This window comes from Nitrospirota bacterium, assembly GCA_020851375.1.
GTDB lineage: Bacteria > Nitrospirota > 9FT-COMBO-42-15 > HDB-SIOI813 > HDB-SIOI813 > RBG-16-43-11.
This window is the reverse complement of sequence record JADZCV010000004.1, coordinates 1-26458: the sequence shown is the minus strand read 5'-3', so window position 1 is coordinate 26458 and position 26458 is coordinate 1. Positions and strand designations below refer to the sequence as shown.

Annotated in this window: 31 protein-coding genes; 2 read left to right on the top strand and 29 right to left on the bottom strand. The window is 46.2% G+C overall.

Annotated elements, in window-relative coordinates; all coding sequences use genetic code 11:
* The first annotated feature begins 132 nt into the window (after nt 1–132).
* Nucleotides 133–855, top strand: a complete 723-nt coding sequence (locus IT393_00525; protein ID MCC7201142.1) for an SDR family NAD(P)-dependent oxidoreductase — start codon at nt 133–135, stop codon at nt 853–855.
* Between the two features lie 140 nt (nt 856–995).
* Nucleotides 996–1715, top strand: a complete 720-nt coding sequence (bioD, locus tag IT393_00520; protein ID MCC7201141.1) for a dethiobiotin synthase — start codon at nt 996–998, stop codon at nt 1713–1715.
* Here bioD and thiE read toward each other — a convergent pair.
* The 29 genes from thiE to mdh form a co-directional block, all read right to left on the bottom strand.
* Nucleotides 1650–2279, bottom strand: coding sequence for a thiamine phosphate synthase (gene thiE / locus IT393_00515; protein MCC7201140.1), 630 nt, complete (start codon nt 2277–2279; stop codon nt 1650–1652). The genes bioD and thiE overlap by 66 nt on opposite strands.
* The gene (gene accC, locus IT393_00510; GenBank protein ID MCC7201139.1) at nt 2276–3622 is read right to left on the bottom strand and encodes an acetyl-CoA carboxylase biotin carboxylase subunit; all 1347 of its coding nucleotides are present in this window, start codon (nt 3620–3622) and stop codon (nt 2276–2278) included. The genes thiE and accC overlap by 4 nt, the downstream gene beginning before the upstream one ends.
* A 2-nt stretch (nt 3623–3624) precedes the next feature.
* On the bottom strand, nt 3625–4107 hold the full coding sequence (gene accB, locus IT393_00505; protein MCC7201138.1) for an acetyl-CoA carboxylase biotin carboxyl carrier protein: 483 nt from the start codon (nt 4105–4107) through the stop codon (nt 3625–3627).
* The gene (gene efp, locus IT393_00500; protein MCC7201137.1) at nt 4104–4664 is read right to left on the bottom strand and encodes an elongation factor P; all 561 of its coding nucleotides are present in this window, start codon (nt 4662–4664) and stop codon (nt 4104–4106) included. Before efp ends, accB begins: the two co-directional genes overlap by 4 nt.
* A 14-nt stretch (nt 4665–4678) precedes the next feature.
* Nucleotides 4679–5128 carry a type II 3-dehydroquinate dehydratase gene (aroQ, locus tag IT393_00495; protein MCC7201136.1) on the bottom strand — a complete coding sequence of 150 codons (450 nt, stop codon included), beginning with the start codon at nt 5126–5128 and terminating at the stop codon, nt 4679–4681.
* A complete protein-coding gene (locus IT393_00490; protein MCC7201135.1) occupies nt 5125–5841 on the bottom strand; it encodes a hypothetical protein in 717 nt (238 codons plus the stop codon). Before IT393_00490 ends, aroQ begins: the two co-directional genes overlap by 4 nt.
* Nucleotides 5828–7078: a bifunctional phosphopantothenoylcysteine decarboxylase/phosphopantothenate--cysteine ligase CoaBC gene (coaBC, locus tag IT393_00485; protein MCC7201134.1), complete on the bottom strand. Its 1251-nt coding sequence runs from the start codon at nt 7076–7078 to the stop codon at nt 5828–5830. Before coaBC ends, IT393_00490 begins: the two co-directional genes overlap by 14 nt.
* Before the next feature lie 24 nt (nt 7079–7102).
* Nucleotides 7103–7468 carry a DNA-directed RNA polymerase subunit omega gene (rpoZ, locus tag IT393_00480; protein ID MCC7201133.1) on the bottom strand — a complete coding sequence of 122 codons (366 nt, stop codon included), beginning with the start codon at nt 7466–7468 and terminating at the stop codon, nt 7103–7105.
* Between the two features lie 5 nt (nt 7469–7473).
* A complete protein-coding gene (gmk, locus tag IT393_00475) occupies nt 7474–8139 on the bottom strand; it encodes a guanylate kinase (GenBank protein ID MCC7201132.1) in 666 nt (221 codons plus the stop codon).
* 67 nt (nt 8140–8206) lie between these two features.
* Nucleotides 8207–9085, bottom strand: a complete 879-nt coding sequence (locus tag IT393_00470) for a YicC family protein (protein ID MCC7201131.1) — start codon at nt 9083–9085, stop codon at nt 8207–8209.
* 8 nt (nt 9086–9093) lie between these two features.
* Entirely contained in the window at nt 9094–10665 is a 1572-nt protein-coding gene (gene nifA, locus IT393_00465) for a nif-specific transcriptional activator NifA (GenBank protein MCC7201130.1), read from the bottom strand.
* Between the two features lie 9 nt (nt 10666–10674).
* Complete coding sequence (locus IT393_00460) at nt 10675–11778, bottom strand: 3-dehydroquinate synthase (GenBank protein MCC7201129.1); 1104 nt, start codon at nt 11776–11778, stop codon at nt 10675–10677.
* A 10-nt stretch (nt 11779–11788) separates the two neighbouring features.
* Nucleotides 11789–12295 (bottom strand): shikimate kinase, encoded by a 507-nt coding sequence (locus tag IT393_00455; protein ID MCC7201128.1) that lies wholly within the window; start codon nt 12293–12295, stop codon nt 11789–11791.
* A 243-nt stretch (nt 12296–12538) separates the two neighbouring features.
* The gene (gene aroC / locus IT393_00450; GenBank protein ID MCC7201127.1) at nt 12539–13702 is read right to left on the bottom strand and encodes a chorismate synthase; all 1164 of its coding nucleotides are present in this window, start codon (nt 13700–13702) and stop codon (nt 12539–12541) included.
* Nucleotides 13703–13709: 7 nt separating this feature from the next.
* Nucleotides 13710–15992, bottom strand: coding sequence for a type IV pilus secretin PilQ (gene pilQ, locus IT393_00445; GenBank protein ID MCC7201126.1), 2283 nt, complete (start codon nt 15990–15992; stop codon nt 13710–13712).
* Complete coding sequence (locus tag IT393_00440; protein MCC7201125.1) at nt 15979–16509, bottom strand: pilus assembly protein PilP; 531 nt, start codon at nt 16507–16509, stop codon at nt 15979–15981. The genes pilQ and IT393_00440 overlap by 14 nt, the downstream gene beginning before the upstream one ends.
* A 16-nt stretch (nt 16510–16525) precedes the next feature.
* Complete coding sequence (gene pilO / locus IT393_00435; protein ID MCC7201124.1) at nt 16526–17095, bottom strand: type 4a pilus biogenesis protein PilO; 570 nt, start codon at nt 17093–17095, stop codon at nt 16526–16528.
* Nucleotides 17096–17100: 5 nt separating this feature from the next.
* Nucleotides 17101–17664 (bottom strand): PilN domain-containing protein, encoded by a 564-nt coding sequence (locus IT393_00430; protein MCC7201123.1) that lies wholly within the window; start codon nt 17662–17664, stop codon nt 17101–17103.
* A complete protein-coding gene (pilM, locus tag IT393_00425) occupies nt 17661–18722 on the bottom strand; it encodes a type IV pilus assembly protein PilM (GenBank protein ID MCC7201122.1) in 1062 nt (353 codons plus the stop codon). The genes IT393_00430 and pilM overlap by 4 nt, the downstream gene beginning before the upstream one ends.
* Before the next feature lie 4 nt (nt 18723–18726).
* Nucleotides 18727–18918 (bottom strand): MerR family transcriptional regulator, encoded by a 192-nt coding sequence (locus IT393_00420; GenBank protein ID MCC7201121.1) that lies wholly within the window; start codon nt 18916–18918, stop codon nt 18727–18729.
* A gap of 145 nt (nt 18919–19063) precedes the next feature.
* Entirely contained in the window at nt 19064–19666 is a 603-nt protein-coding gene (locus tag IT393_00415) for a UbiX family flavin prenyltransferase (GenBank protein MCC7201120.1), read from the bottom strand.
* A gap of 3 nt (nt 19667–19669) precedes the next feature.
* A complete protein-coding gene (gene rapZ, locus IT393_00410; protein MCC7201119.1) occupies nt 19670–20548 on the bottom strand; it encodes an RNase adapter RapZ in 879 nt (292 codons plus the stop codon).
* Nucleotides 20545–21999: an RNA polymerase factor sigma-54 gene (gene rpoN, locus IT393_00405; GenBank protein MCC7201118.1), complete on the bottom strand. Its 1455-nt coding sequence runs from the start codon at nt 21997–21999 to the stop codon at nt 20545–20547. The genes rapZ and rpoN overlap by 4 nt, the downstream gene beginning before the upstream one ends.
* A gap of 24 nt (nt 22000–22023) precedes the next feature.
* On the bottom strand, nt 22024–22755 hold the full coding sequence (gene lptB, locus IT393_00400; GenBank protein MCC7201117.1) for an LPS export ABC transporter ATP-binding protein: 732 nt from the start codon (nt 22753–22755) through the stop codon (nt 22024–22026).
* A 7-nt stretch (nt 22756–22762) separates the two neighbouring features.
* Nucleotides 22763–23260, bottom strand: coding sequence for a hypothetical protein (locus IT393_00395; GenBank protein MCC7201116.1), 498 nt, complete (start codon nt 23258–23260; stop codon nt 22763–22765).
* Between the two features lie 22 nt (nt 23261–23282).
* Nucleotides 23283–23846, bottom strand: coding sequence for an LPS export ABC transporter periplasmic protein LptC (gene lptC / locus IT393_00390; GenBank protein MCC7201115.1), 564 nt, complete (start codon nt 23844–23846; stop codon nt 23283–23285).
* A 92-nt stretch (nt 23847–23938) separates the two neighbouring features.
* Entirely contained in the window at nt 23939–24493 is a 555-nt protein-coding gene (locus IT393_00385) for a Fe-S-containing hydro-lyase (protein ID MCC7201114.1), read from the bottom strand.
* 14 nt (nt 24494–24507) lie between these two features.
* Nucleotides 24508–25353 (bottom strand): fumarate hydratase, encoded by an 846-nt coding sequence (locus IT393_00380; protein ID MCC7201113.1) that lies wholly within the window; start codon nt 25351–25353, stop codon nt 24508–24510.
* A complete protein-coding gene (gene mdh / locus IT393_00375) occupies nt 25350–26288 on the bottom strand; it encodes a malate dehydrogenase (GenBank protein ID MCC7201112.1) in 939 nt (312 codons plus the stop codon). The genes IT393_00380 and mdh overlap by 4 nt, the downstream gene beginning before the upstream one ends.
* Between the last annotated feature and the right edge of the window lie 170 nt (nt 26289–26458).

Here is a 26458-nt window from a genome sequence, read left to right as displayed (position 1 = left end):
GATGACCCGTCATGAGTCTCAGGCTCAACAAGGTTCATGAAAACGTCATTCCCGCGTAAGCGGGAATGACGGGTGAAAAATCCTGCGGGGACAGGTTCCGTGGGAATGACTGGTACTTGGGAGTATTTTCGAGTGAAGGTTGTCCTTATAACAGGCGCATCAGGGGGACTTGGGCGGCCGCTGTCTTTGCGATATTCCAAAGGCGGATATGCTGTTGCCGTTCATTATTTTACGGGCAGAGGGGCCGCTGAAGAGGTCTATGGTGAAATAATTTCCAATGGCGGTGAAGCAGATTTGTTTCAATGTGACGTAAGGTCATCCGGAAGTGTGACTAATATGGTTGACCTGATTATTGAAAGGTGGGGACATATTGACGTCCTTATTAATAATGCCGGTATTAATAAAGACAACCTCCTTGTCAGAACGGGAATAGCGGAGTGGAACGGCATTATCGCTGCCAATCTTTCAGGTCCCTTTTATGCCATCAGGGCTGTCTCGAGGCATATGATGAAGAGAAAGACGGGGCATATTATCAATATATCGTCCTTCGCGGGGCTCAAGGGGCGTGCAGGCCAGTGCGCTTATGCATCGGCAAAGGCAGGACTGACGGGATTAACGAAGACAGCGGCGCTGGAGCTTGGGAGGTTTAATATACGGGTAAATGCAGTTCTCCCGGGTCTTATGAAGACGGCAATGACAGAGTCACTGTCTGAGACGGATACAGAGAGCATAATCAACGCCGGAGTCCTTAAAAAGGCACAGGACATAAATGAGGTGGCTGAGTTTGTTTACAGCCTGTCGGATATGAATCAGATTTCAGGACAGGTCTTTAATACAGACAGCAGGATATTGTAGAGGTTTACGGATGAACCGTCGTGAGCCAGGGCTCACAAAAGACAGATGAAAATCCCCCTTAGTCCCCCTTTTCCAAAGGGGGAAATTAGTTCCCTTCTTTACTAAAGGGGGACAGGGGGGATTTGAACGGGGATTTTCGAGTGAAAAAACGTGGCATATTTGTTACCGGTACAGACACCGGCGTTGGAAAGACTGCTGTTGCTGCAGGCATAGCTGCTGCCTTGAGGTCGCGGGGCATTAATGTCGGCGTAATGAAGCCTGTTCACACAGGGTGCAGAACCCGGGAAGGCCATCTAACCCCCGATGATTCACTCATGCTGGCCGGGTCAGCATCGTCTGATGACCCTATAGAACTCATCACCCCCTACATGTTCACAGAAGCGGTGGCCCCATATGTAGCCGCCACAAAACAAAAGATCGTCATTGATGTTGATTTGATTTCAGACTATTTTAAGGTATTGTGCAAAAGACATGATTACATGATCGTTGAAGGAATCGGCGGGGTGCTCGTGCCTGTCAGGGATGACTTCTATGTTGCAGACCTGATCAGGCTGCTAAATCTGCCTGTAATTCTGGTAACCAGCCCCCATCTCGGATACCTTAATCACACTATGCTGACGATAAGCTGTCTGACAATGAAAAAGATACCTGTAACCGGGATTGTCATAAATAACCGAAATACCGGAAATGGCACTCTTGCAGAGATGACCTTTCAGGATACGGTAGAGACACTGTCGGGCATCCCTGTGCTTGGGACTATTCCGTATATCAGCGGTCTGAAGAAACGGCTCGTGTCAGATGCGCTGAATGTCCCGGACCCTTTCCTTAAGCTTGCGGACACTCTGTTTGATGTCATGTGATGAAAGGATTGCTGAGATGATTGCAGCGCCGTCTGCACCGCACCGCATAACTTCAGCAATATTTTCATCATTGATGCCGCCGATTGCAATCATCTGTATGGAAATATCACTTCTTGTCCGGCTTATTGCCTCCGGACCGAGCGGCTCCGCAGCCATCTTCGTGCCTGACTTAAAGATGGGGCCGAATCCGATATAGTTTATATCAAGCGCAGCAGCTTCAACAGCCTCTTTATGACTATGCGTGGACAGGCCTATTATCCTGTCTTTTCCGAGTATCCGCCTTGCAATATGCACAGGTATGTCTTCCTGTCCGAGATGGACACCATCTGCATCAACTGCAAGGGCAAGGGCCGGGTCATCATTGATTATAAATGGTATGTTGCTTCGGGCCGTTAAATCACGAAGTCTTTCAGCTATCTTGAGTGCATCCCTTCTGGAAAGGACCTTTTCTCTGTATTGAATCACATCTACACCAGCTTCAACAGCCTCTTCTGCTATAGAAAGGATGGGCCTCTTTGCATACTGCTGGTCAAGAATCAGATAGATGCCCTTTACCGGATTCATCTGCCGGAGGCGAGCAAATGTTCAACTAAATTTGTGGAATATTTGCCTGCCCTGAATTCAGGGCTTCTGAGGACCTTTTGATGGAATGGTATCGTTGTCCTGATGCCTTCTATCACATACTCATCCAGTGCCCTGCACATCCTTGCTATTGCCTCTTCCCTGTCTTCACCGTGTACTATGAGTTTTGCTATAACGGAATCGTAATACTGCGGCACTGTGTATCCTGCATAAGCAGCCGAGTCCACCCTGACCCCGGGCCCGCCAGGTGCACAGTATGCAGTTATAAGGCCTGGAGACGGGGTAAACTTTTCAGAGTCTTCTGCGTTTATCCTGCACTCTATACTGTGTCCGCTGATGCGTATTTCCTTTTGAGAAAATTGTATCTCCTCTCCGGTGGCTATCTTTATCTGCTCCTTAATAAGGTCCACGCCTGTCACCATCTCTGTAATGGGGTGTTCCACCTGTATCCTCGTATTCATTTCCATAAAATAGAAATTGTTCTGATCATCCACGAGAAACTCGATCGTACCCGCGCTTATGTAATTTACAAATTTTACAGCCTTTATTGCTATTTCCCCCATCTTCTTTCTCATCTTCTCGTCAACCACAGGCGACGGCGCCTCTTCTATCAGCTTCTGGTGTCTTCTCTGAACTGAGCAGTCCCTCTCGCCCAGATATACGGCATTGCCTGACCTGTCCCCCAGCACCTGTACCTCGATGTGCCTGGGGTTTTGAAAGAACTTTTCTATATATACCTCGTCGCTGCCGAAAGATGCCTTTGCCTCTGCCTGAGCCATAAGGAAGGTGTTAACAAGTTCCTGTTCCTTGTGGACAACACGCATCCCCCTTCCGCCGCCGCCGGCAACCGCCTTGATTATTACGGGAAATCCGATCTCCTTTACGACATCGAGGGCGTCCTTCTCAGTAGCTACAACACCCCTGCTGCCGGGCATTATGGGGACGCCGCATTTCATCATCGTCTCCTTGGCCTTTGCCTTGTCTCCCATAAGGGCTATGTTGTCAGGGGTAGGCCCGATGAATACGATTCCTGCGGCCTCGCATGCCTCAGCAAAATGGGCGTTCTCAGCGAGGAAGCCGTAGCCCGGGTGAATGGCCTCTGCGTCGGTTATCTCTGCAGCGCTCAGGATATTCGGGATATTCCTGTAACTTTGTGCGCTGTCTGCAGGTCCCACACATACCCTCTCATCGGCAAATCTTGCATGAAGTGAGGACTCGTCGGCGCTTGAGTAGATGGCCACGGTCTTTATCCCGAGCTCTTTGCACGCCCGGATTATCCGGAGAGCAATCTCCCCGCGGTTTGCTATAAGTATTTTGTGAAACATAATTATACCGGCTCTATTCTGAAAAGCGCCTTTCCGTATTCAACAGACTGGGCATCTTCCACCAATACCTCCACTATCTTGCCGCCTGCCTCAGCTTCTATCTCATTCATCAGTTTCATTGCTTCCACTATGCAGATGATCTGTCCCTTTTTGACGATATCTCCGACATTAACATAGGGTTCTCCTCCCGGTGTCGGAGACCTGAAGAATGTACCTACAATTGGAGAGCGCACTGTGACGCATTTATCGTCTGCAACTTCGGCAGTTATGGCCGAGGCTCCCTTGTTTAGCGGCAGAGCTGGTATGGAAGCGGTTACTGTCTCAGGTATCCTTCGGGGACTGTATAAATTCTGGGGCGGAGATTTTTTCAGCCTGACCCTCGTCCCCTCTTTCTCAATCTCAAGTTCTGAGATATCAGAATCCTTGAGAAATTCAGAAAGGTCCCTTAGATACTCAAGATCAACCAATGACTTTTTCTTTTTCATTTCACCCTTTCAAGGAATGTCCCTGTTCGGGTATCTACTTTGATCTTATCCCCCTCATTCAGATACAGCGGCACCTTGACCACTGCACCAGTTTCAAGGTAAGCAGGCTTCGTCCCGCCGGTTGCAGTGTCACCCCGTATGCCAGGATCTGTCCTGACAATCGTCAGCTCAACTGACAAGGGGAGATCAATCCCGATAGGATTTCCATTAAAATACAGAATGTTTAGAGTCATATTCTCTTTGAGATAATTTTTGCTGTCGCCAAGCTGATCCTCACGCACAAACAACTGTTCGTAAGAATTGACATCCATAAACCAGTACTGCCCCTCTGTGCAATAGAGGTACTGTACGTCCTTTTCCTCCAGATTGGGTTCTTCGAGTTTTTCATTTACCCTGTAGGTCCTCTCGATAACACTGCCGGTTTTCAGGCTTTTTAATTTTGTCCTGCAAAATGCGCCGCCCTTCGCAGGTTTGACATGCTGGGCCTCCACGACTTTGTATGGCTCGCCTTCAATCTCCACCTTATGACCATTTCTCAGATCCGCGACAACTATCACAATCGCCTCCTTGCTTATTTTCTTACTGTCTCTACTGCTGCCCTCAGTCCAAGCAGATAGCTGTTTACGCCAAACCCTGATATCTGCCCGGCAGCCACAGGCGATATGTATGAGTGATGACGGAATTCTTCCCTGCCGTATATGTTTGACATATGCACCTCTACGGCCGGTATGTTTACCGAAGCAATTGCATCACGCAGGGCAACGCTCGAATGGGTATACCCTCCCGGATTTATCACAATAGCATCATAGGCGCCTGCCGCCTGATGTATTGTGTCAATGAGCGTCCCCTCAGAGTTGGACTGAAAGAATGAAACATCTGTATCGAGCTCTCTGGCAAGCAGTGTTACGGCATCATTTATCTCGTCAAGTGTTGCATTCCCATACACGCCGGTCTCTCTCCTGCCGAGCATGTTAAGGTTCGGTCCATGAATGACCAGCACCCTGGCACGGCTAACGTTCATCTCCTGTTCGTCCTTACATTGTTCAGAAGATCCTGAAGTCGTTCAATCCCGGCCGTATGAGGGGGACTAATCTCCCCCAACTCAATCAACTTATTTTTTATTGATTCGTTGGAGGGGTCTTTCTCCAATATCTTCCTGAATATCTCAATTCCTTTCGCCTTCTCGCCCTGTGCAATACAGATATCTCCCATGCTCTCCGTCAGGTATTCCTCAGAGATCCCTCCCGGCCTGGACTCATCTGCTGAAACCTCCCATCCTGAGGTAAAGTCAATCGCTGCAGCGGATCTTTCAACTGAAGCCGGGGCCTTTCGCTCATCACTGTCTGAGCTTCTGCGTATCTTTTCCATCCTTTCAGCCCTGAGCATCCTCAGCAAGTCTGAAATCTCCCTGTCCCCTGGACTATATATCAGGACTGCCTCACATGATCTGATGGAAGAATCAAGCATGCCTGCATCCCTGTAAAGAAATGCCAGTTTCCTGTGGGCCAGCAGGTTATCAGGACTCATCCTGACTACATGCTCAAATTCCCCCATCGCCTCATTAAACATCCCCTTCTCCATGTATGCCTTGCCAAGTGACACCCTTGCACTAAGATAACCAGGGTATAACCCGATGCCTTCCTTAAGCAACTCTATAGCCTGGTCCAGCATGCCTTTTCTTATGTATTCTTCCGCTACTGGTATGAAGTTCCTGCCGTGTTTATCGTTTGACATAATCAGTACCCGTGTCTAATCTCTTTGCTATATGATCGAGCAATTTATCTGCAACAGCCTTTTTAGTCATCAATGGATATTCAGCAACATCTCCAGACCGGTCTATAAAGGTGACGATATTGGTATCAGTGTCAAATCCCGCACCTGTCCTGGTAATGTCATTTGCCACTATCATATCCAAATCCCTGGCAGCCAGTTTCTCCCTCGCGTTGGCGATAACGTTATCAGTCTCTGCAGCAAAACCCACTATGAACTGTTTGATCCTCTTGCCGGAGACCTCCTTTAGTATATCCTGTGTCTTTACAAGATTAAGCGTCATGCCGTCCGCACTCTTATATGCCGGCGGCAGATTGTCTTTCTTAATCTTGGAACCTGAAACCACAGCAGGTTTGAAATCAGAGACAGCGGCAGACATGACGACCACATTAGCCTCAGGCATCCTGTTTATAACGGCATCGAACATTTCCTCAGAGGACGTTACCCTTACAATCTCTGCTCCAGGAGGACCGTTTAATGCTACAGGACCACTGATGAGAATAACCCTGGCGCCTCGTATCATTGCAGCTTCTGCGACAGAATAACCCATCCTGCCGGATGAGCGGTTGCTGATATATCGCACCGGGTCTATCGCCTCCCTTGTCGGACCGGCGGTAACAAGAACTGTCAGTCCCCCGAAGTCCCTCCGGCATGACCCTGCAATCGTCTCTTCAACCAGTGACACAATATCATCAGGCTCAGACATGCGGCCGTAACCCTCAGCGCCTGAGGCAAGAGGTCCGCTTACAGGACCCGTGAAATTGACCCCAAGTCCTCTCAAATATGAGATGTTCTTCTGCACGATTTTATTCTCATACATTTCATAATCCATTGCAGGGGCGAGGAGTACCGGGCACTTGCATGCAAGCAGTATGGTGCTCAGAAGGTCGTCTGCAATCCCGGCAGCCATTTTACCTATAATGTTTGCAGTTGCAGGGGCGATTATCGCCATGTCAGCCATCCTGCCGAGATAGAGATGAGATATCTCGCCTCCGTGACTATGTTCAAAAATATCAGTATGGACTGATTTCCCGGATAACACCTGAAATGTCAGAGGCGCTACAAACTTTGCGGCCTCATTAGTCATCACCACACTCACATCTGCTCCATGTTCGGTGAGCCGCCGTAAAAGATAAACGGATTTATACGCTGCAATACTCCCTGTGACACCGAGGATTATTTTTCTTCCTGCAAGTCCCATCCTAAGGCCTCTTATGTTATGATGCTACTCCTCTGTCCCGGCATTGCCTGCGCTGCCTTCAGCCTCACTGACGTAATTTCCCAACTCCTTCTCTATCTCTTTCTTGACCTCATCCTCTTCAGCCGCTTCCCTGGTTCCTGCTGCCTGCATCTCCTTCCTTTCTATTTCCTCACGTAATGCCTTCCTGGCCTCTTTGCCCCTGACAATCTCAACGTCGCACGATACCAGCTCTTCCAGCGCAACAGTAGATTCTTTGAGATATTTAAGCGGCACGCAGGGTTTAGCCCCGTTGATAAGCTTTCTGGCACGTTCAGTGGCAACAACGACCAGACGAAATCTGCTGTCCAGAATTTCCTTTTTAAAGACAATCGGCAGTGATACTATTTCCAAGGTATTTACCCTCCTCTCTTGTCAAAAAAATTGTTTTCAACCCATGAACTTTTTAGCCTCTGCACCCTTATCCTGGCGCTAATAATTACAGACCTGAGCTCTTCGAGCGCCTTATCAAAATTATCATTAATAATCAGATAATCATACATCCTGTAATCCTTCACCTCTTCCCCGGCGACTTTCATCCTCCTGTCAATCTCATCAATGGAGTCACCCTTTCTTACCATGAGTCTCTCTCTCAGATGGGTAAATGAGGGAGGCAATATATAGCAAAACACGCCGTTGCTGAAGGTTTTCTTTATCTGCCTGGCCCCGTTTGAATCAATATCGAGGATTAAGTCTGCCCCGCTCCTTAATAATTCCGTCAACTCTTTCCTCGAAGTCCCGTAATAATTTCCATGAACGACAGCCCATTCTATGAATGCATCTTCATCCACCATGTTCTTAAATTTATCAATAGAGACAAAGTGGTAATCGCAGCCGTCTGTTTCTGATGGACGGGCAGTCCTGGTCGTATAAGATACCGAGTGCCGTATGTCAGGGATGTATTTGACTACCTCTTTGCAAAGTGTAGTCTTACCGGCGCCTGAAGGAGCTGATACAACGAAAAGGAGTCCATCTTTAATCCATGGGCCTGCCTCTCCCGCATCATTGTCACTGTGATTCTCCATCCGGCATAGTATACATATTCAGACCAAAAATCTCAACAAACTCTTAAAACCTGCTAATACTTGTCGTTTATTCAACATTCTGCACCTGTTCCCGAACCCTCTCGATTTCAGTTTTCATTTCAACAACCAACTGAGCTATCCTGACATCCGATGCCTTTGACGCAATGGTATTGACCTCACGGTTGATCTCCTGAAGGAGAAAGTCTATACTGCGTCCTACAACAGCACCGTTGCCGAGCTTGTCTCTCAACTGCCTGACGTGACTGCCAACCCGCACAATTTCTTCAGTAATATCCATACGTTCGATCATTATTGCGATTTCCCGGGCAATCACATTCCTGTCAGGCTGCAAAACACCTGAGATTTCCTTCACTCTTTCAGTATAACGTGACTTCATGCCGAGGATCACAGCAGGGACACGCTTCTCTATTCGGTTAATGAGGGCATCTAACCGGTTAATCCGTTTCCTGAGGTCTTTGTATATTGACTCACCCTCTCTCAACCTCATTTTCATGAGGCTGTCAACGGATTTCACAACTATATTCATAATCGCAGTGTCAAAATCCGCCTTGCCGGCTTCACTGCTTTCATATACCAGAAAATCCCTGAGCGCTGTAAGGTCTGATATGCCTATCTCATTTTTCATGATGAAATTTACCCCGAAATGCCCTGATAGTTCTTTGAGGAGTGTCTGACAGCGCGTAATTGCCTCTCTGTTTAGAACCTGGGCGCTGTAATTTAAGGAAGATGACATTCTGGTCAGGTTCAGTTCAATCTTGCCCCTGGAACATCTTTTGGATATATGGCTCCGTATGGACTGCTCCAGCCTTGTGAGTGATTCAGGAAGCCTTACATTAATATCACAGTATTTGTGATTGACTGAACGGACCTCTGCCTTATAGGCAATCCCGCCGCATATCCCTTCGCTGCAGCCATATCCTGTCATACTCTGAATCATGGAGTGGTAATCCCGTATTTCCTGATTTTATAGCCTATCTGCCGCGATGTGATGCCAAGTTGCCTGGCTGCCCTGGCCTGAACAAAACCAGCCCGTCTTAACGCCTCAAGTATCTTCTCCTTCTCCATGTCTTCTATAGTGTGATCAAGCGTCTTCGCATGACCATGCGTTTCACTCATGCCGGAGATGTTGTTTGTGATTTTGGCATCAATGGTGATAGGGACGTCCTCGGTCATTAAAAGGTCATTCTTTGCCATCACGATCATCCTCTCTATGCAATTTTCAAGTTCCCGGACATTGCCGGGCCAGTCATGCATAAGGAGTGTATCAAGCGCCTCATTGGATATCTTGACATCCCTGCCATTCTCTTCATTATAGAGCTGCAGGAAATGACCAACAAGAGGCGGTATATCTTCTTTCCTCTCCCTTAGAGAAGGTATCCTGACAGGCACGACGTTTAACCTGTAGTAGAGGTCTTCACGGAATTTCCCATCCCTGACAGCCTCTTCAAGATTCCGGTTGGTTGCAGCAATTATCCTCACATCAACCGTTATGCCCTTTGAGCTTCCAACCCGCTCAAACCTCCTCTCCTGAAGCACCCTGAGCAGTTTTACCTGAGTCGGCGGGGGGATGTCACCTATCTCATCAAGAAAGAGTGTCCCGCCATCCGCCATCTCAAACCGCCCCCTCTTCTCATTCAATGCCCCTGTAAATGCCCCTTTTACATGGCCGAACAGATCGCTTTCAATGAGTGTGTCTGGGATGGCCGCACAATTGACGCTGATGAAAGCTTTGTCGCAGCGCTTGCTGTGATAGTGTATTGTCCTTGCTATTAACTCCTTGCCGGTTCCGCTCTCCCCTCTTAACAATACGGTTGCCTTGCTCTGGCTTACCCTCCATGCAGAGTCGAGGACATCCCTCATCTTGTCGCTAACAAACACGATATTTGCAAAGCGGTATGGAGACTTTAGCTCCCTCTGCAGGGTCATTTTCTCTCTGAGCAGATTTTTCTTTTCCTGTTCAACCGATTTTGCTGTTGTTATGGCCTGTCCAATTAATGAGGCTACGATAGTAAGTATACGTACATCCTCATCAAGGGAAACGGACTTATCCGTAAAAAGCCTGTCAACACTTACTACACCTATTGTCTCTCCCTTTACCTTGACCGGGACGCAGATGAAGGAGATGTTGTCCCTTTTGATATCCCCCCGCGATCTTGTCCTGTTCAGGAAAAGAGGCTCCCTGCCTACATCAGGCACGATAATAGGCTCTCCCGTCTCAACGACCTTGCCGGTAATGCCTTCGCCTATCCTGTAAATGCCGCGTTTCTTTTCTTCAGGAGTCAGGCCATGGGCAAATTCTATATAGAGCTGTCTGGTCTCGGGATCAAGAAGTGTAAGAGTACCGCGACTCATACCCATGCTCTCCGACAGGATCTCAAGTATGGAACTAAGTGTCACCCTGGGGTCTACTGATGCCCCTAACCGTCTGGCGATCTCATAAAGGGTGGAAAGCTCTATTATTTTATAGTTGAGATTTGTTATGGCATCCTGGTGATCTTTTTCCATACGAAAGACTTATTTTTCAGATTTGTCAGTAGTGTAACATAATTGTAGGGTGCTCTGCAAGACATCATTGTCAACATCTTCAACTATCTTTACCTCTCCAATCCTGAGAGGCAGTACAAATCGTAACTTCTCATTGACAACCTTTTTATCCCTGCGGAGGATATCCATAAGCACTGAAATATCTTTAACAGGGAGAGATGTCCTGAGGCCGGCAGACCTGCAAAGGCCCTCTATCCGTTCAGAAACATCCGCCCGGCATAACCCCAGACCAGCGGCAAGCTTTGCAGCGAAGACCATGCCCATTGCCACAGCCTCTCCGTGCCTGTATTTCCTGTAGCCTGTGGCTGTCTCCACTGCATGACCCATCGTGTGGCCAAAGTTCAGGATTGCCCTTAAACCGCTCTCTCTTTCGTCAGAGGCCACTATCATTGCCTTTATCTCACAAGACCTGGATACTGTGTGTATAAGGCTGTCTTCATTCAGTGACAGGATATCCCGTATTCGTTCTTCCGTAAATTTAAAGAATTGCTCATCTGCTATGACACCGTACTTTATGACCTCACCCATACCTGAGATAAGTTCACGCCTCGGGAGGCTCTTCAGTACACCTGCATCTATCCATACAAGGAGAGGCTGATAGAATGCACCGATCAGGTTCTTGCCAAGGGCGTGGTCAACTCCGGTCTTACCGCCCACACTGCTGTCAACCTGGGCCAGTAAAGACGTGGGTATCTGTATATACGGGATGCCACGGAGATATGTCGCAGCTGCAAATCCGGCTATATCTCCGATGACTCCTCCGCCAAGGGCTATTATGAAAGAGTTTCTTTCAAACTTTTCTCCGATAAGAATATCGTAAATCCTGCTGACAGATTTCAGTGTCTTGTATCGCTCTCCTGCGGGAATTTCAATGGTCGTTATCCTGTAACCCTCGGCTGACAGATTGCGGCTCAGTGATTCACCGTAGAGTTTGTTTAACCCTGGATTCGTGATTATCGCACCCTTCCTGCCTGCAGGAAGCATTTTCATGTGACCGGCGAGTCCCTGAAGTATGCCATGACCTATGCATATATCATAGCTCCGCTGTCCCAGCTCTACCCTGACTTTTTTTATATCCATAGGGTTACGTTCTCCCCATTGCCTTTTCTATTATAATGTCAACTATATCATCAACTTCAAGCCCGTCTGTGTCAATCGTTAAATCAGCCTTCGAATATGCCTGCTCACGCCGGGACATTAGTCGTTTAATCTGCTCAAGGGGGTTATCTGTTTTTAAAAGCGGCCGGTGGTTTTCATCGCAGACCCTGTTGTAAACCGTCTCCGGAGATGCCTTAAGCCATATTATAAAACCGATCTTTCTTAACTTAATGATGTTTTCCTCTTTTGTAACTATCCCGCCGCCTGTAGATATTACACGTTCATTGACTCCTGTCAGCTCTTCCAGTATCATCGTCTCCTGATTTCTGAAAAATGCCTCACCATCTGTCTCAAATATTTCGTTTATGGTTTTACCTGTCTTTGCCTCGACAAGCAGGTCCGTATCTGTAAAGGCGTAACCAAGCCTGCCGGCAAGGCTCCTGCCAACTGCTGTTTTTCCACTGCCCATGAAGCCTGTAAGGATGATATTCACCTGAAAATGCTCCTGTATACCCGTCATTCCCACGGAACCTGTCCCCGCATGATTTAAGCGGGGAGTGGGAATCCAGAATCAGGCCCCGCTCTGGATTCCCGCTTACGCTGGAATGACGTTTTTCATGACTCCTTGTGAGCCCTGAGCTTGTCGAAGGGCTCATGACGGTTCATCCGAAAATCCCTGTAAACTCTGATATCAAGTTCCGAAGATAAATGACGGTTAACTGATGAATGAGCTTTATTATATCTTGCTGATATAATCGAGGTAACCCTGATAATTCCGATGAACTTCATCCATGGAATCACCGCCAAATTTTTCAAGGAATGCATTGGCTATTTCAACAGCCACCATCGCCTCGCCTACAACGCTTGCGGCAGGTACTGCGCAGTAATCAGAACGTTCAACGGTCGCCTTAAACGGTTTCCTGGTCTTTATGTCAACTGAATCCATAGGGGAATAAAGCGTTGCGATAGGCTTCATGGCCGCACGCACAATTATATTCTCACCATTTGTAATGCCCCCTTCAATCCCTCCAGCCCTGTTTGTCATTCTGTAGAATTTTTGCTTACTCCTGTCATAGCAGATGGCATCGTGTACGTCAGAACCAAAGCGTCCTGCAGCCTCAAAACCTATCCCGATCTCAACACCTTTTATGGCCTGTATGCTCATTACGGCAAATGCAAGCCTTGCATTCATCCTCCTGTCCCATTGTGCGTAGCTTCCCAATCCTGGCGGGACATTGGCCGCAATTACCTCGAACACACCTCCTACAGTATCACCCTTCCTCTTCGCCTCATCAATCTTCTTTTTCATCAATGCTTCGGACTTTTTGTCAGCACAACGCAAATCCGATTTCTCGGCCCTGTCTGAAAGCACATCAAGTGACATCTTGCGGGGCTTCACTCGGACACCGCCTATCTCTGTTACATGACTTAAAATATTTACAGAAAACGAACGCAAAAAAGTCTTTGCAACAGCGCCCAGAGCAACCCTCACCGCTGTCTCTCTTGCGCTCGCCCTCTCGAGCACGTTTCTTACATCATTGTGAGCATATTTTATTATTCCGCAAAGGTCTGCGTGGCCTGGCCTTGGTTTTGTCTCAGGCGGGATGCAGTCTGACAGGGCAGGGTCCGGTGACATCCTGTCTGTCCAATTTACCCAGTCTTTATTTCTGATTAAGAGGCCTAACGGGCTTCCAAGGGTCTTTCCCCATCTTACGCCGCAGGTAATCTCCGCTGTATCTTTTTCAATCCGCATCCTGCCACCGCGGCCATAGCCGATCTGGCGCCTGGCAAGATCCGGATTTATATCCTGTGCGGTAAGTTCCAGCCCTGATGGGATGCCGTCAATGACTCCAATGAGAAGCTGTCCATGAGACTCCCCGGCTGTCAGGAAGCGCAGCATAAAACCCTCATGAAGTTACAGGTATGATCTTAGGTGTAATAAAGATTAGTAATTCGCTCTTTATATTTGATTTCGATGTATTCTTGAATAACCATCCAAGCACAGGCACCTTGTGTATCCACGGGATCATATTTTCGTTATCCGTATCAGACAATTCGTAGATGCCGCCTATTACAGTCGTTTCTCCATCTCTTACGAGCACCTCTGTTGTCGCCTCTTTTTTGTTGATGCTCGGGGTACCTTCAACTACTATTGACCCCTGACGGTTCTTGGTAATTTTAATATTCATTGATATATGGCCATCAGGCGTAACCTTTGGTATTACTTTAAGAGTCAGGGTCGCATCAATAAACTCTGTCTTCGTACCTTCCTGAGAATAGGTCTTGTATGGAATGGATTCGCCCTGTTGAATAATTGCTTCCCTGTTGTCAAGGGTTGCAATCTTTGGAGCAGACAGTATCTTTGTCAATCCCTTAGTCTCTCCGGCAGACAGCCTGAGATCAAGGTTAAACGCATCTCCAACAGTCTTTCCTATTGTAAATCCAACGCTCCCTTTTGATCCCGCAAGACCACTTGCAGGCAGATTAACGGCAAAACCTGTTGTAGGTGCGCCTACTGTCCCTGATGGGCCGGATACGACACTCATAGTGTAATCACCCGGGCTGGAGGTATAATTGCCGCCCCATTGCACCCCGAGATCTTTTGCAAAGTTGGAGTCTGCCTGCACAATCCTTGCCTCGATCAAAACCTGAGGTGTCGGCCTGTCAAGTGTTTTAAGAAGCTGGACAATCTCTTCATGTTTATCTGCCACATCTTTAACTATCAGGGTATTGGTGCGATCATCAATTGTCATATCCCCCCTTGAACTGAGTGTCTTCTTTATAGAGTCGGCTACCTCCTTTGCCTTCGCATAATTAACAGGAATTATCTTTGTAGACAAGTCCTCTGCCTTAACCATGGCATCCTTGGCCCGTGCCTCCTCTTCCTGTTGCTGAGCTATGTTTACCAGTGTATCAATCCTGACCACGTTGTTCTCGTATATCTTGCCGAGTCCTTTCATTTTCAGGATGATGTTGAGGGCCTGGTCCCAGGGCACATCAAGCATCTTGATGGTTATTTTACCTTTCACATTGTCGCCGATTATCATATTGAGTTTGCTGACCTCAGCGAGAAGTCTCAGCACATTTACGATATCAGCATCCTGAAAATCAAGTGATACCTTCTTGACGCTGTTCTGACCATTCTTCTTCTCCGGTGTGACATTTGCCGTCTGTGAAGGCGTTGCACTCTTTTTTTCTTTAGGCGGCTGCGGCTGTTCAGCAACAGGTTGAACGGCAGTCTTCGGTGCCACAACTTCTTCACTTTTTTCACTTGCAGCAGGAGTTTTTTCTGTGGTGCTTACAGCAGAATTAGTATCTCCGGGATTACCATCTCCGCCAACAGGTACCGGAGCAATTGATGCCAACTGAACCTTGGGTCGTCCCTTATCCCCTTTTGAATAAACATCTATTGTTATTTCCCTGCCCTGTTTGTTTACTTCATACTTGACTGCCTTCTTGAGATCTGCAACAAATCTGACTTTATGGGACGGCGCCGGATGATTTCCAATCCTGATTTTAGAAATAAGACTGCTTTCCACAACCTTCTCGGAAGATTTTATCGAATTATCCGAATCTTTCACGTCAACAACAAGCTTGTCTCCTTCGACTATAAAAGCATCAGCATTGATTTCATTATCTGCAACAATCCTGATGCTGCTCTTATCGCCGGTCTCATTGAATATCAGTTCCCTGACCATATTAAGCGGAGGAACGGCAGTCGCCTTATCAGCGCCTCTGGCAGGCATTGTTGATGGTATTTCAATTATAAGTACATTTGATTTACTGAATATCTGGGGATCCTTTACGTCAATTGCAAGCTTGATGCTTAATCTGGCAACCCTTAAAGGCAGATCCGCCTCTACCGGGACGATCTCCACAACTGCCCCTTTGCCAACTGTAATAGGTTTGGTAAATTCACCGAGTGAAACACCTGGCAGATCTATAACCAATCTTGGAGGGTCCATCAGGGTAAAGGATGTATATTTTAACGAATTTCCTGCTTCAAGCAGAATCTGCGTACTTGCCGGCAACTCAACAATGTCAATCTTCTTCAATACCGCCGTGTCAGGCGTTTGCACATCCCCGGTATATTCAGAAGCACTGACCCGGTCGCCCAAAGCCGGGCTGACAACAATAAATCCGGCTATGAGTGACACACAAACAGCCGCCTTGAAATTAAATATCTTCATCCACCGCCTCCTCTTTGGGACGGAGTCCCAATACAGTCTTTTTCGTTTGCTTCCTTCCATAAATATCTGAGAATTTCTCTTCAATCGTCACAGCATCCGCTGAGATTCTGGTGACAACTCCTCCTTCAGGTCCTACAAGCACACCTTCCTTAATCAGATACCCCTTTCCATCAGGGGTTTCTATCATGGCAGTATAGGCCTTGCCGTCCCACATAATACCTATAACCTTTAATTCACTCAGGCCCCTAAGCTGCAGTGGAGTAAGCCCGGCGACCTTTTTCTCCTTTAATCCCAGAATAAGAGATTTGAACGGGTCCCTCCGTCCGGCAGGCATGTAAGTATACTCTAAACGTGCGTCTGCTGTCATCTCTGTCCCGGCAGTTGATGCAGCACTATCCTTGTCCTGTCCGGCTCCGGCAGATGCCTTTGAAACAGGGGGCTGTTGGACAGGATTCACCGGCTGTTCTGAACAACCGGATAAAACAAATAATATGACAACTATAATAAGCGTCTTCATATTAGTTAAATTAATATTATTTCTCCTCTGCTGCAAATGTAGTGGCAACAAATTTATCCTGAATAAAAACAGTTCGCCCTGAAACCTTTGCTGAATCCATATTCAATCCTGTAATATTAACAATCCTGGGCAGCTTGCTTACCTTGTCAAAGAAGGAGCCAAGTGCATGATATCCTCCAGATACCTCTACATCCACCGGAATTTCAGTATACAGGCCGGATGGATCTTTCTTACGCGCTCCCGGCTTCCATAACTTGACACTTAATCCTGATTCGATGCTCAAATCAGAAATCTGTTTAAGCAATCCTGACACTTCTGCCTCTGCCGGAAGCTGTGCCCGCAGTGCATTTAGCTGCGCCTGCAGTTGTGCATTCTCCATCTTGAGCTGATCAAGCCTCCTTAATTTTACCTCATTAATCATGATTTCATGGTTAAGATCAGAAACACTTTTAGACAGGACATCAACCTGCGCCTTGCCTGGCAGGAAGATGAAATAAACGAAACCACCTATGATTATCGCAAACAAAAGGACAATCAGGATGATCTTTTGTGAACGTGGCATATTGTCGATTGACTCAAAGTTCATAATTATTATACCGACTCAAGGTTAATATTAAATACAAGATTAAAGTTGTACACAGGAATACCTGTGTCAACAACCTGCCTCGATTCTGTTAACTGGACATTCTGAAATAACCTGGATGATTTAAGATTGTTCACATACTTTACTATGTCATCATTTGTCATTCCTGCGCCTGTGACGATTATACTTCCGTCTTTTTCTCTTATTGAAATAAGCCAGACCCTTTCAGGCAGCATCCTGCTGACCTCATCCAATACCCTTACAGGCCCCTTTTGCGACTTCTTCAAATTCTGGATGATAGAAATCTTCTGCTCAAAAAGTTTTTTGTCCTTTTCATAACTCTCGACCTCTTTGACCTTTTCTCTTAAATCCGCCAGGCGCACCTCAAGGGTCTGTTTTTCTGCAGTAAGATATGATTTCGTGCTGCTGAGCCAGTACCATGTGTATCCTTCCAGCAAAATAACAACAATAACGGATATGATCACAAACAGGGCTGAAGATGGCACTCCAAACTTCAGATTTACAACACCTCCCTTTGATTTCTTTGTAAGAAGAAGGTTTATTTTAATCATCTGTTATCCAGCCTTCTTAGCCCAAGTCCCACAGCTACAGCTGCAAGCGGGGCAATACTATTGATATAATCCGAGTCAAATGAAGGAGGTATATCAATCATTCTGAATGGATTAATAAATTCCACAGGAAGTTCAAGCCTCTCCTGCAGGAACGAATTCAGATTCCGTATCTTTGACGACCCTCCGCTGAGAAGCACCTTGTTAATGTTCTCACTCCCCATAGTTGCCTTGAAGTAACCAAAAGACCTTGTAATCTCACTTGTAATCTCTGTTGAGACGTTCTCGATGATTGAATCAATGTCAGAGGTGTCAGGACCCTCAGCAGTTTCTCCCTTCTTGATCTTTTCAGCATCATCAAAGGAAAGCCCGAGATCTTTTTGTATGGATTCAGTATATCTGTTGCCGCCTATGGAGATATCTCTTGTAAATGCAAACATACTCCCCTGCAGGATATTGATATTAGTAATGCCGGCGCCTATGTTAATGAGCGCAACAGTCTCATTCTCGTTTATATCATAATTGGCGTTATACATATTCTCTATCGCAAATGAATCAATATCTACTATTACCGGGGTCAGGCCTGCCTCAATAATAAGAGAAGAATAATCTGTGAGCTTGTCTTTCTTTACAGCAGCCAGGAGGACATTCATCTGCTGCTTTCCATCAGCGCCTGTAAAAGTATTCAGAATCTGAAAGTCCATGTTTACTTCGTTGATGTCGAAGGGGATGTACTGTTCTGCTTCCCATTTAATGGATTCAGCAAGTTCATCTTCAGACATCTGCGGCAAAGTCACTCTTTTTACTATAACTGAATTACCGGACACGGATATAACGGCATCCTTTATTGTGATGTCCTGTTCCTTTATAAGATTCTGCAATGTCTCAATACACCTTACTGAATCCATCACGGTTCCGTCAACAATTATCTCAGGGGCCAGTGCGGCAATTCCAAATTTGTTAAGAGTATAACGCCCCTCTGATTCTGTCAACTGAATTACTTTAATTGAACTTGAACCAATATCTATGCCGATCGCAGCTTTCTTTTTGCGGAAGAACATTACTTTATCTCTTTTCCTTTGAATGAATAATCTGTCTTATTTCTTCAATGTTGTCCCTGCTGTAAATGCGCCAGTTACGCCAGTCCCTGCTGATATTCGAAATCAATCCTGCATTCTCCCACCGAAACAGTGTTGCTTTTGAGATATCAAATAGTTTGCATATGTCATTTGCATAATACTTCTTGTCTTTGCTCATCTCTCAGAATGATTTGTCTCCGGCAATATTTTATTTATGGGTTCAGGCATTCATTGAATTGCGGAGACAAAGGGGCTTGACCTGAACCCTCCGGATTAAAAACTATAGTAACTATACTTAATATAATTACAGTAGTCAAGACCTTTTACCTCCCATCCCATCTGCTGTATATTTGATTGTCAATAGAGAGCGCATCAAGAATGCGTCCTACAATAAATGCCACCATATCTGCTATGGTCTCCGGCTTGTTGTAGAAGGCCGGCATGGCCGGGATAATATGAACTCCCATTTCTGAAAGGGTAAGGAGGTTTTTAAGATGCACCGTGTTCAATGGCGTTTCTCTCGGAACTATAATCAGCTTCCTCTGCTCCTTTAATATAACATCGGCAGAACGTCCGACAAGATTAGACGATACTCCGGATGCTACTGATGCAACTGTTTTCATAGAACAAGGGACAATAATCATTCCATTACTGCGAAACGAACCGCTGGATATGGGTGACTTCATGTTATTTTCATCATAATAATAAAGCATCTCGCGTGACACCCCAAAATAGCCGCACAATGATGATCTGATTTCATCTTCTGTGCCTTCAGCAAACAATTCTGCCTCATCTTTAAGTATCCACCATGCCTCTTTAGTAACAGTCAGATGCACAGTAAAACCATGTTTGACCAGGAAGGATATCAGGCGCGTTCCGTAGACCGCCCCGCTTGCCCCTGTTATCGCGACGATATAAGAAGGCATCTGTTACACCTTTACCCTTTCGATATCTCTGTGACGTAATGCAGTATCATAACCCATGTGCTCAATATGTCTTTGAAGCGTCTCAGCGATGAATACTGACCTGTGACGGCCGCCTGTACAGCCAATGCCTATACTCAGATAATATCTCCCTTCCTGTTCATACTGTGACATCAGAAATTCAATAAAGGGAAAGAATTTCTCCAGAAAGGTCACTGTCACAGGACTTGCCTCAAGATATTCTGAGACCTCTCTGTCCCTGCCGGACAAGGGCTTGAGATTAGTCACGAAATTGGGATTGGGAAGAAACCTTATGTCAAACAGGAGGTCAACATCATATGGAACCCCATATTTAAAACCGAAGGAAATTATATTTACCATTATTTTCTTATTCTTCTCAGCCTCAAAGAAATGCCTCAGGACCTCGTTCTTCAGCTGGTGGATGCTGAAATCCGAAGTGTCAATTATCAGTGTGGCCTTGTCACGCAGCCACCTGAGCATGTCCCTCTCAAGCCTTATCCCGTCTATGACAGACCTGTTCATCGCCAGCGGGTGAGGCCTCCTCGTTTCACTGAATCGCCGCACTAGCATCTCGTCCCGTGCCTCAAGATAGACTATTTCAATCGGGAACCCTGCTGCCATCAACTCACTCAGAACATTTTCGAACTCAGAAAAAAAATCACGCTCACGGATATCGATCCCGAGTGCAATCTTGCTGATATCAGTCCTGGCCTGAGTGCACAATTCAACAAATTTGGGAAGTAATTGCGGAGGAAGATTGTCTATGCAGAAAAAACCAAGGTCTTCGAAACATTTGAGTGCGCTGCTCCTGCCTGCCCCGGACAGGCCGCTGATAACGACAACTCGGAGATTGTTAAATCTCATATTGATAGTTTTCTACGCCTGCTCGCAGAAGGTATCTTTAATTCTTTCCTGTACTTGGCTACAGTCCTTCTTGCTATTTCAATCTGCTGTCCTTTCAGATATTCCATAATCTGCTGGTCACTGAACGGCTTCTGGTGGTTTTCATCCGTAATAAGCTTGTGGATCATGTCCCTGACACTTTTTGACGAACAACTATTTCCGTCACTTGTATTAAGGCCGCTGCTGAAAAAGTATTTTAATTCAAATATGCCCTGAGGTGTACATATATATTTATTATGCGTGACACGGCTTACAGTAGATTCATGCATGTTAATATCCTCTGCAATCTCTCTCAGCGTCAGGGGCTTCAGGTTATTTATACCTTTCTCAAGAAAGTCCTCCTGACATTTAACTATGCTTTGTGCCACCTTATAAATTGTCCTGTTGCGCTGTTCAATGCTTCTGATCATCCAGATGGCAGAACGGAATTTCTCTTCAAGGTATCCTTTTGCCTCATCAGCAATTTCAGTACCACCCCTGAGCATCCGTCTGTATGTGGGATTGAGTTTAAGTCTCGGAATACCATCATCATTCAGCAATACCACATATTCTCCCTCATGCTTGACTACAAAGACATCAGGAATTATAGCAAGATTGTCCGATGCATAGAATAATCTGCCTGGCTTTGGTTCAAGCCTCTCGATGACCTTCAGGGCATGAGCCAGATCTTCCAGGGTAATGCCAAGCCTGCGGGCGATGGCAGGAAACCGCTTTTTCTCAAAATCAGAGAGATGCTCTGAAACAATAGTCTCTACGATCGTTCCTTTTACGCCAAGCTGTGCCAGCTGGATAAGCAGGCACTCGCGCAAGTCCCTTGCTGCAATGCCGGGGGGATCAAACTGCTGCAGAAGGCTTAATGCCTCACCGGCCTTTTCAACTGATACTCCGCTTGCGGCTGTTACCTCTTCAAGAGAGGATTGAAGGTATCCATTGTCATCGAGATTCCCAATGATAATATCACCGGCCTTAATAATATCCGGATCAGAGGTTGCAAGGTTCAACTGCCACGACAGGTGATCAGACAGGGATGAAGGTCTTGTCAACATCTGATCATAGGTCATTCCATCTTCTTCGTTATCCTTATAATATCCCGTCTCCTTATTATCAAAGCCATCGTCAGATAAATATTCTCCCCATTTAAGATTTTCTCCATCAAGGGGCGAGAGGGCCCCTCCTTCATCGTCTTCAGGCTTCGAGGCAAGCTCAGACGCAGAAGTCGTCTTATAAGCCTCATCCTCCTCTGTTTCCGTTGTTTCAACCTGTGCCTCATCGAGAAAGGGATTCTCAAGAAGGGCCTGATTAACCGTCTGTTCCAGTTCAAGCTTCGACAGTTGAAGTAATTTTATGGCCTGCTGGAGCTGAGGGGTCATGATAAGTTTCTGTGTAAGTCTAAGGTCTAATTTCGTGTCCATCGCGTCCCCTCCTGATGTTGATTTCTAAAGATTATCAAGCTTAAATCTCTCCCCGAGATATTTGGCCTTGACTTCAACGCTCGATGCAATATCATGCGGAGTGCCGGATTTAAGTATCACACCCTCATTTAATATGTAAACCCTGTCGCATACTTCAAGCGTATGCTGAACATTATGGTCTGTTATCAGGACACCTATATTCCTGTTTTTCAACTGACTGATGATATGCTGCAGGTCAATTATAGAAATGGGATCTATGCCGGCGAACGGCTCGTCAAGGAAGATAAAGGCAGGAGAAGAGGCAAGCGCACGGGCGATTTCAACTCGCCTTCTCTCGCCGCCCGACAGTGTATTGGCCGGCTGGCCTGCCAGATTATTTATATTGAGCTCTTTCATCAGACGATTTAAAGTGTCAGTGCGCTCATATGAAGACATAGCCTGAAACTCAAGTATGGCCATAATATTTTCTTCCACTGTCAGTTTTCTGAATATTGACGGTTCCTGTGGAAGGTAGCATAAACCAAGCCTTGCCCTCTTATATGTAGGGAGATATGTGATATCCATATCCCCAAGTAATATGCGGCCTGAAGTAGGTTTTAATAATCCGATTATGACAGAAAATATAGTAGTCTTTCCTGCCCCGTTAGGACCAAGAACCCCTACTACCTCCCCCTGATTAACCGTTATACTTACGTTATCTACTGCTTTTCGGTTTTTATAGTATTTCTCTATATTCTCAATCCTAAGGCTGGTCATCACTCACCTACTTTGGATGTATTATTGCTTCTCCTCCTTCAACAACGACCCTGTCTTCCAGAATAAATACTGTTATTTTCTCTCCTCTTAATTCGTCCTGTCCCTCCCGGATATTTGGAGAACCTGTAAAAACGACCTTTTCATCTTTCTTGAAATAGACAGCCCTGTTTGCATAGACTGTCCTCAATCCCTGAATAAACTTTATATCTCCTGTGGCAGTTATAGTAGAAAGGGTCCTCTTCCTTTCTGCTCCTTCTGTATGGCTACTTTCTGATCCTGCTGCAGGTTCAAACACTGCATCCACTGTATCGGCCTTAAGTGTCATCGCATCCTGCGCAATAGTGACATTACCCTCAAATATTATCGTATTTAACTGATTATTCAGTATCATCCTGCTTGAAGTAATGGTAAGCGGCCTCCCCTGATCCTGACTGACAAACCTGGTTACAGAATCATTCTGGCCTGTACAAACTACCGGCAAAGCAAGCAGCATGACAATGGACATGAAAACAGCCAGAGTCCGGCGCCTACCAAATCCTTGCCTTGATATTTTTCCTGATCTCATAAACTCCAGTGTCGAGGTCCGCTACAAGTTCTTCACCATCAAGAACAAAAGTCTGGCCCGTAACACGAACCATTCCGGAACTTCGAACCTGTCTGTCCTCATCTGACCAGACAAGGTCTCCGACATTAATCACTATATCCTGCGCTATTCTTATGCTAACGTCATTCTCTCCCTTTTCAATAAAGAAAGAGTTAGTACCTACATTGTATCTTCCATTATCCGCAGTTAATACTATGGTTGAGCCGGAAGGGGTCATGTGGGTAATATTTATATTCTGCAGCACGGCATCTTCCTCCCCGCTTGCTATCGTGGCGTTTCTCGCCCCCACTTCCCACTCTATTTTAGAGTTGGCGATCCTGGTTAGATAGAAGTCCTCTATCTTTTGTGCTGTATCCCCCAGAGTCTGCATAACCGATTGCCTTTTGTGGACATCTTTATCACCCGCAAGAAAACCCGCAACAATTACAGTAAACAGAGCAATATATATTATCCCAATCAGGAGCTTCCATTTACTTGTAATACGCATGATTTTGGAGAACGATTCGGACTGAACTATATCACAAACAGGTATTCAAGTAAAGAAAATAAGCACGAATCTTGCATGTTTTTTAAAAAAGGTTAAGAGATTGAATACTCAGACATGCCTTTTTTATACATGTCACCGCCATGTATGTCATTTATGACGATAACTGGAAAGTCTTCCACTTCGATCCTACGAACAGCCTCCGTACCAAGGTCATCAAAGGCTATAACTTCAGCCTTCTTAATCTTTTTCGACAGTAGTGCAGCAACGCCGCCGATTGCTGCAAAATAGACACATTTGTGTCTGAGCATTGCCTCTACCACTTCTTTGCCCCGGCCACCCTTGCCGATCATTCCTTTAAGTCCGTGCTCTATAAGGAACGGAGAATACGGATCCATCCTTCCGCTTGTAGTGGGGCCTGCTGACCCTATAGGCATCCCTGGTTTTGCAGGTGTGGGGCCGACAAAATATATTACCTGCCCGGCAAGATCAAAGGGCAACTTCTCCCCATCCCTGATCATCTGAACAAGTCTCTTGTGAGCAGCATCCCTTGCTGTATACAAAACACCGCTGATTTCTATCCTGTCGCCGGCCCTGAGGTCTGAAATTACAGCATCTGTCAATGGAGTCTTTAACTTTTTAACTGACATAGCACCTGCTTTCTCTAAATCACTATACTCTTATGCCTGCTGGAATGACATCCAATATTTACAGCTACGGGAAGGCTTGCGATATGGCATGGGTGCACCTCAACGTGCACTGCAAAGGCCGTTGTAGTGCCGCCAAGGCCTACCGGCCCGATGCCGGTCTGATTAACCCTCTTAAGGAGGTCTTCCTCAAGGGCTGCCACATCCATCCTTGCATTAGGCTGACCCACAGGTCTTAACAGGGCTTTTTTTGCAAGGATCGCCGCCTTTTCAAAGTCACCCCCTATGCCCACCCCCACGACTACAGGCGGGCAGGGATTTGCAGCAGCATTTCTCACAGAATCAACAACAAAGTTCTTCACCCCTTCTATTCCATCAGCAGGACGAAGCATCTTCAGCGCTGCCATATTTTCACAACCGCCGCCTGCAATATCCAGTTTGATCCTGATCTCCTCACCTGCAACAATTTCAGTATGGATAATGGCCGGAGTGTTGTCTGAGGTATTTCTCCTGTTGAAAACAGGTTCTTCGACAACAGATTTCCGGAGATATCCCTTACTGTACCCCTGCCTCACTCCTTCATTTATGGCATCACTCAAAAGGCCGCCTGCAATGGATACATCCTGACCAATCTCTACGAAAAATACAGCAAGACCTGTATCCTGGCAAAGCGGCATTGCCTCCTTCGCTGCTATCTCAGAATTTTGAATAATCTGCCTGAGGACCTCCTGCCCAAGGGGAGACCTCTCTGTTTCAAGCGCCTTTTCATACGCCGCAGTGACATCTGCGCTGAGGTTGTAATTCGCATCCATACACATGTCCCTGACCTTATCTACAATGTCGTTAAAATGAATGCGTCTCATTTTAGAAATTCCTTCAGCTCCTCTACTCCGCTCCTTATCATTTCTGCAGACCTGGAAAAGGCATCCTTCTCTTCATCTGTAAGCTTTATTTCAATAATATCTTCTATCCCCTTGCTCCCAAGTTTTACAGGCACACCTGAAAATATCCCCTTCATACCATACTCTCCATCCAGATAAGCTGAACACGGCATTATCTTTTTCCTGTCACGGAGTATTGCCTCAACCATTTCAACTATGGAAGCTGCCGGGGCGACATAGGCGCTTCCTGTCTTAAGCAGTTCTACAATCTCCCCGCCTCCAAACTTTGTACGTTCTGCCATCTTGTCAATGCATGCCTTTGACAGCAGGTCAGTTATAGGGATCCCGGCTACAGTTGAAAATCTCGCAAGAGGCACCATAAGATCTCCATGCCCGCCAAGAACAAATGCCTGAATATTGTCGGAAGATACATTCAGTTCAGATGCAATAAAACACTTAAAGCGCGAGGAATCAAGAACACCACCCATTCCTATTACACGATGTTTTGGAAAACCTGAGACAGTATACGAAACATATGCCATCAGGTCCATTGGGTTTGTCACTACAATAAGTATAGAGTCAGGAGACCTCTTCACGACTTCTGATGTTACACCCTTTACTATGCCTGCATTCTTTTCCAGCAGGTCTCTGCGGCTCATGCCAGGTTTTCTTGCAAGACCCGCTGTAATGACTACTATGTCGGACCCAGCCGTGTCATCATAGTTATTGGTTCCAGTAACATGTACATCAGAACAACTCAAAGATGCAGCTTCAAGTATATCAAGCGCCTTACCTTGCGGAATCCCCTCTATGATATCAATTAATACAACATCTCCGAGAGATTTCTCCATAATCCTCTGGGCCGCAGATGCACCTACATTCCCGGAACCTACTATAGTTATTTTATTACGACGCACCACTTTCACCTCCGGAATAGCTTTACTCCTGACTGACGCCTAAATTATCTCCCCTTCAACGCCGCCCTTTTCACCTGCTGATACAGTACCTGCCACCATTCGCCTGTCAATCTTCACTACATCTTCGAATTTCAGATCCACACCAAAAACTCCCTTTATTTCGCCCCTCT

Coding starts and splice junctions, on each gene's coding strand:
- pilQ (MCC7201126.1), bottom strand. CDS start 15,992: ATGAAGATATTTAATTTCAAGGCGGCTGTTTGTGTGTCACTCATAGCC.
- IT393_00440 (MCC7201125.1), bottom strand. CDS start 16,509: ATGAAGACGCTTATTATAGTTGTCATATTATTTGTTTTATCCGGTTGT.
- coaBC (MCC7201134.1), bottom strand. CDS start 7,078: ATGGGACTTGCAGGAAGAAAAATAATCCTCGGTGTCACAGGGAGTATT.
- pilM (MCC7201122.1), bottom strand. CDS start 18,722: ATGTTCTTCCGCAAAAAGAAAGCTGCGATCGGCATAGATATTGGTTCA.
- nifA (MCC7201130.1), bottom strand. CDS start 10,665: ATGGAAAAAGATCACCAGGATGCCATAACAAATCTCAACTATAAAATA.
- gmk (MCC7201132.1), bottom strand. CDS start 8,139: ATGGAGAATCACAGTGACAATGATGCGGGAGAGGCAGGCCCATGGATT.
- IT393_00430 (MCC7201123.1), bottom strand. CDS start 17,664: ATGATTAAAATAAACCTTCTTCTTACAAAGAAATCAAAGGGAGGTGTT.
- accC (MCC7201139.1), bottom strand. CDS start 3,622: ATGTTTCACAAAATACTTATAGCAAACCGCGGGGAGATTGCTCTCCGG.
- accB (MCC7201138.1), bottom strand. CDS start 4,107: ATGAAAAAGAAAAAGTCATTGGTTGATCTTGAGTATCTAAGGGACCTT.
- IT393_00380 (MCC7201113.1), bottom strand. CDS start 25,353: ATGAGACGCATTCATTTTAACGACATTGTAGATAAGGTCAGGGACATG.
- pilO (MCC7201124.1), bottom strand. CDS start 17,095: ATGAACTTTGAGTCAATCGACAATATGCCACGTTCACAAAAGATCATC.
- IT393_00420 (MCC7201121.1), bottom strand. CDS start 18,918: ATGAGCAAAGACAAGAAGTATTATGCAAATGACATATGCAAACTATTT.
- IT393_00470 (MCC7201131.1), bottom strand. CDS start 9,085: ATGACAGGATATGGCTGCAGCGAAGGGATATGCGGCGGGATTGCCTAT.
- IT393_00490 (MCC7201135.1), bottom strand. CDS start 5,841: ATGTCAAACGATAAACACGGCAGGAACTTCATACCAGTAGCGGAAGAA.
- rpoN (MCC7201118.1), bottom strand. CDS start 21,999: ATGGACACGAAATTAGACCTTAGACTTACACAGAAACTTATCATGACC.
- lptC (MCC7201115.1), bottom strand. CDS start 23,846: ATGCGTATTACAAGTAAATGGAAGCTCCTGATTGGGATAATATATATT.
- thiE (MCC7201140.1), bottom strand. CDS start 2,279: ATGAATCCGGTAAAGGGCATCTATCTGATTCTTGACCAGCAGTATGCA.
- rapZ (MCC7201119.1), bottom strand. CDS start 20,548: ATGAGATTTAACAATCTCCGAGTTGTCGTTATCAGCGGCCTGTCCGGG.
- IT393_00395 (MCC7201116.1), bottom strand. CDS start 23,260: ATGTCCATTGTCATGCTGCTTGCTTTGCCGGTAGTTTGTACAGGCCAG.
- lptB (MCC7201117.1), bottom strand. CDS start 22,755: ATGACCAGCCTTAGGATTGAGAATATAGAGAAATACTATAAAAACCGA.
- IT393_00415 (MCC7201120.1), bottom strand. CDS start 19,666: ATGCCTTCTTATATCGTCGCGATAACAGGGGCAAGCGGGGCGGTCTAC.
- IT393_00385 (MCC7201114.1), bottom strand. CDS start 24,493: ATGTCAGTTAAAAAGTTAAAGACTCCATTGACAGATGCTGTAATTTCA.
- aroQ (MCC7201136.1), bottom strand. CDS start 5,128: ATGAACGTTAGCCGTGCCAGGGTGCTGGTCATTCATGGACCGAACCTT.
- aroC (MCC7201127.1), bottom strand. CDS start 13,702: ATGCTGCGCTTCCTGACAGCCGGGGAGTCTCATGGACAGCTTCTCATT.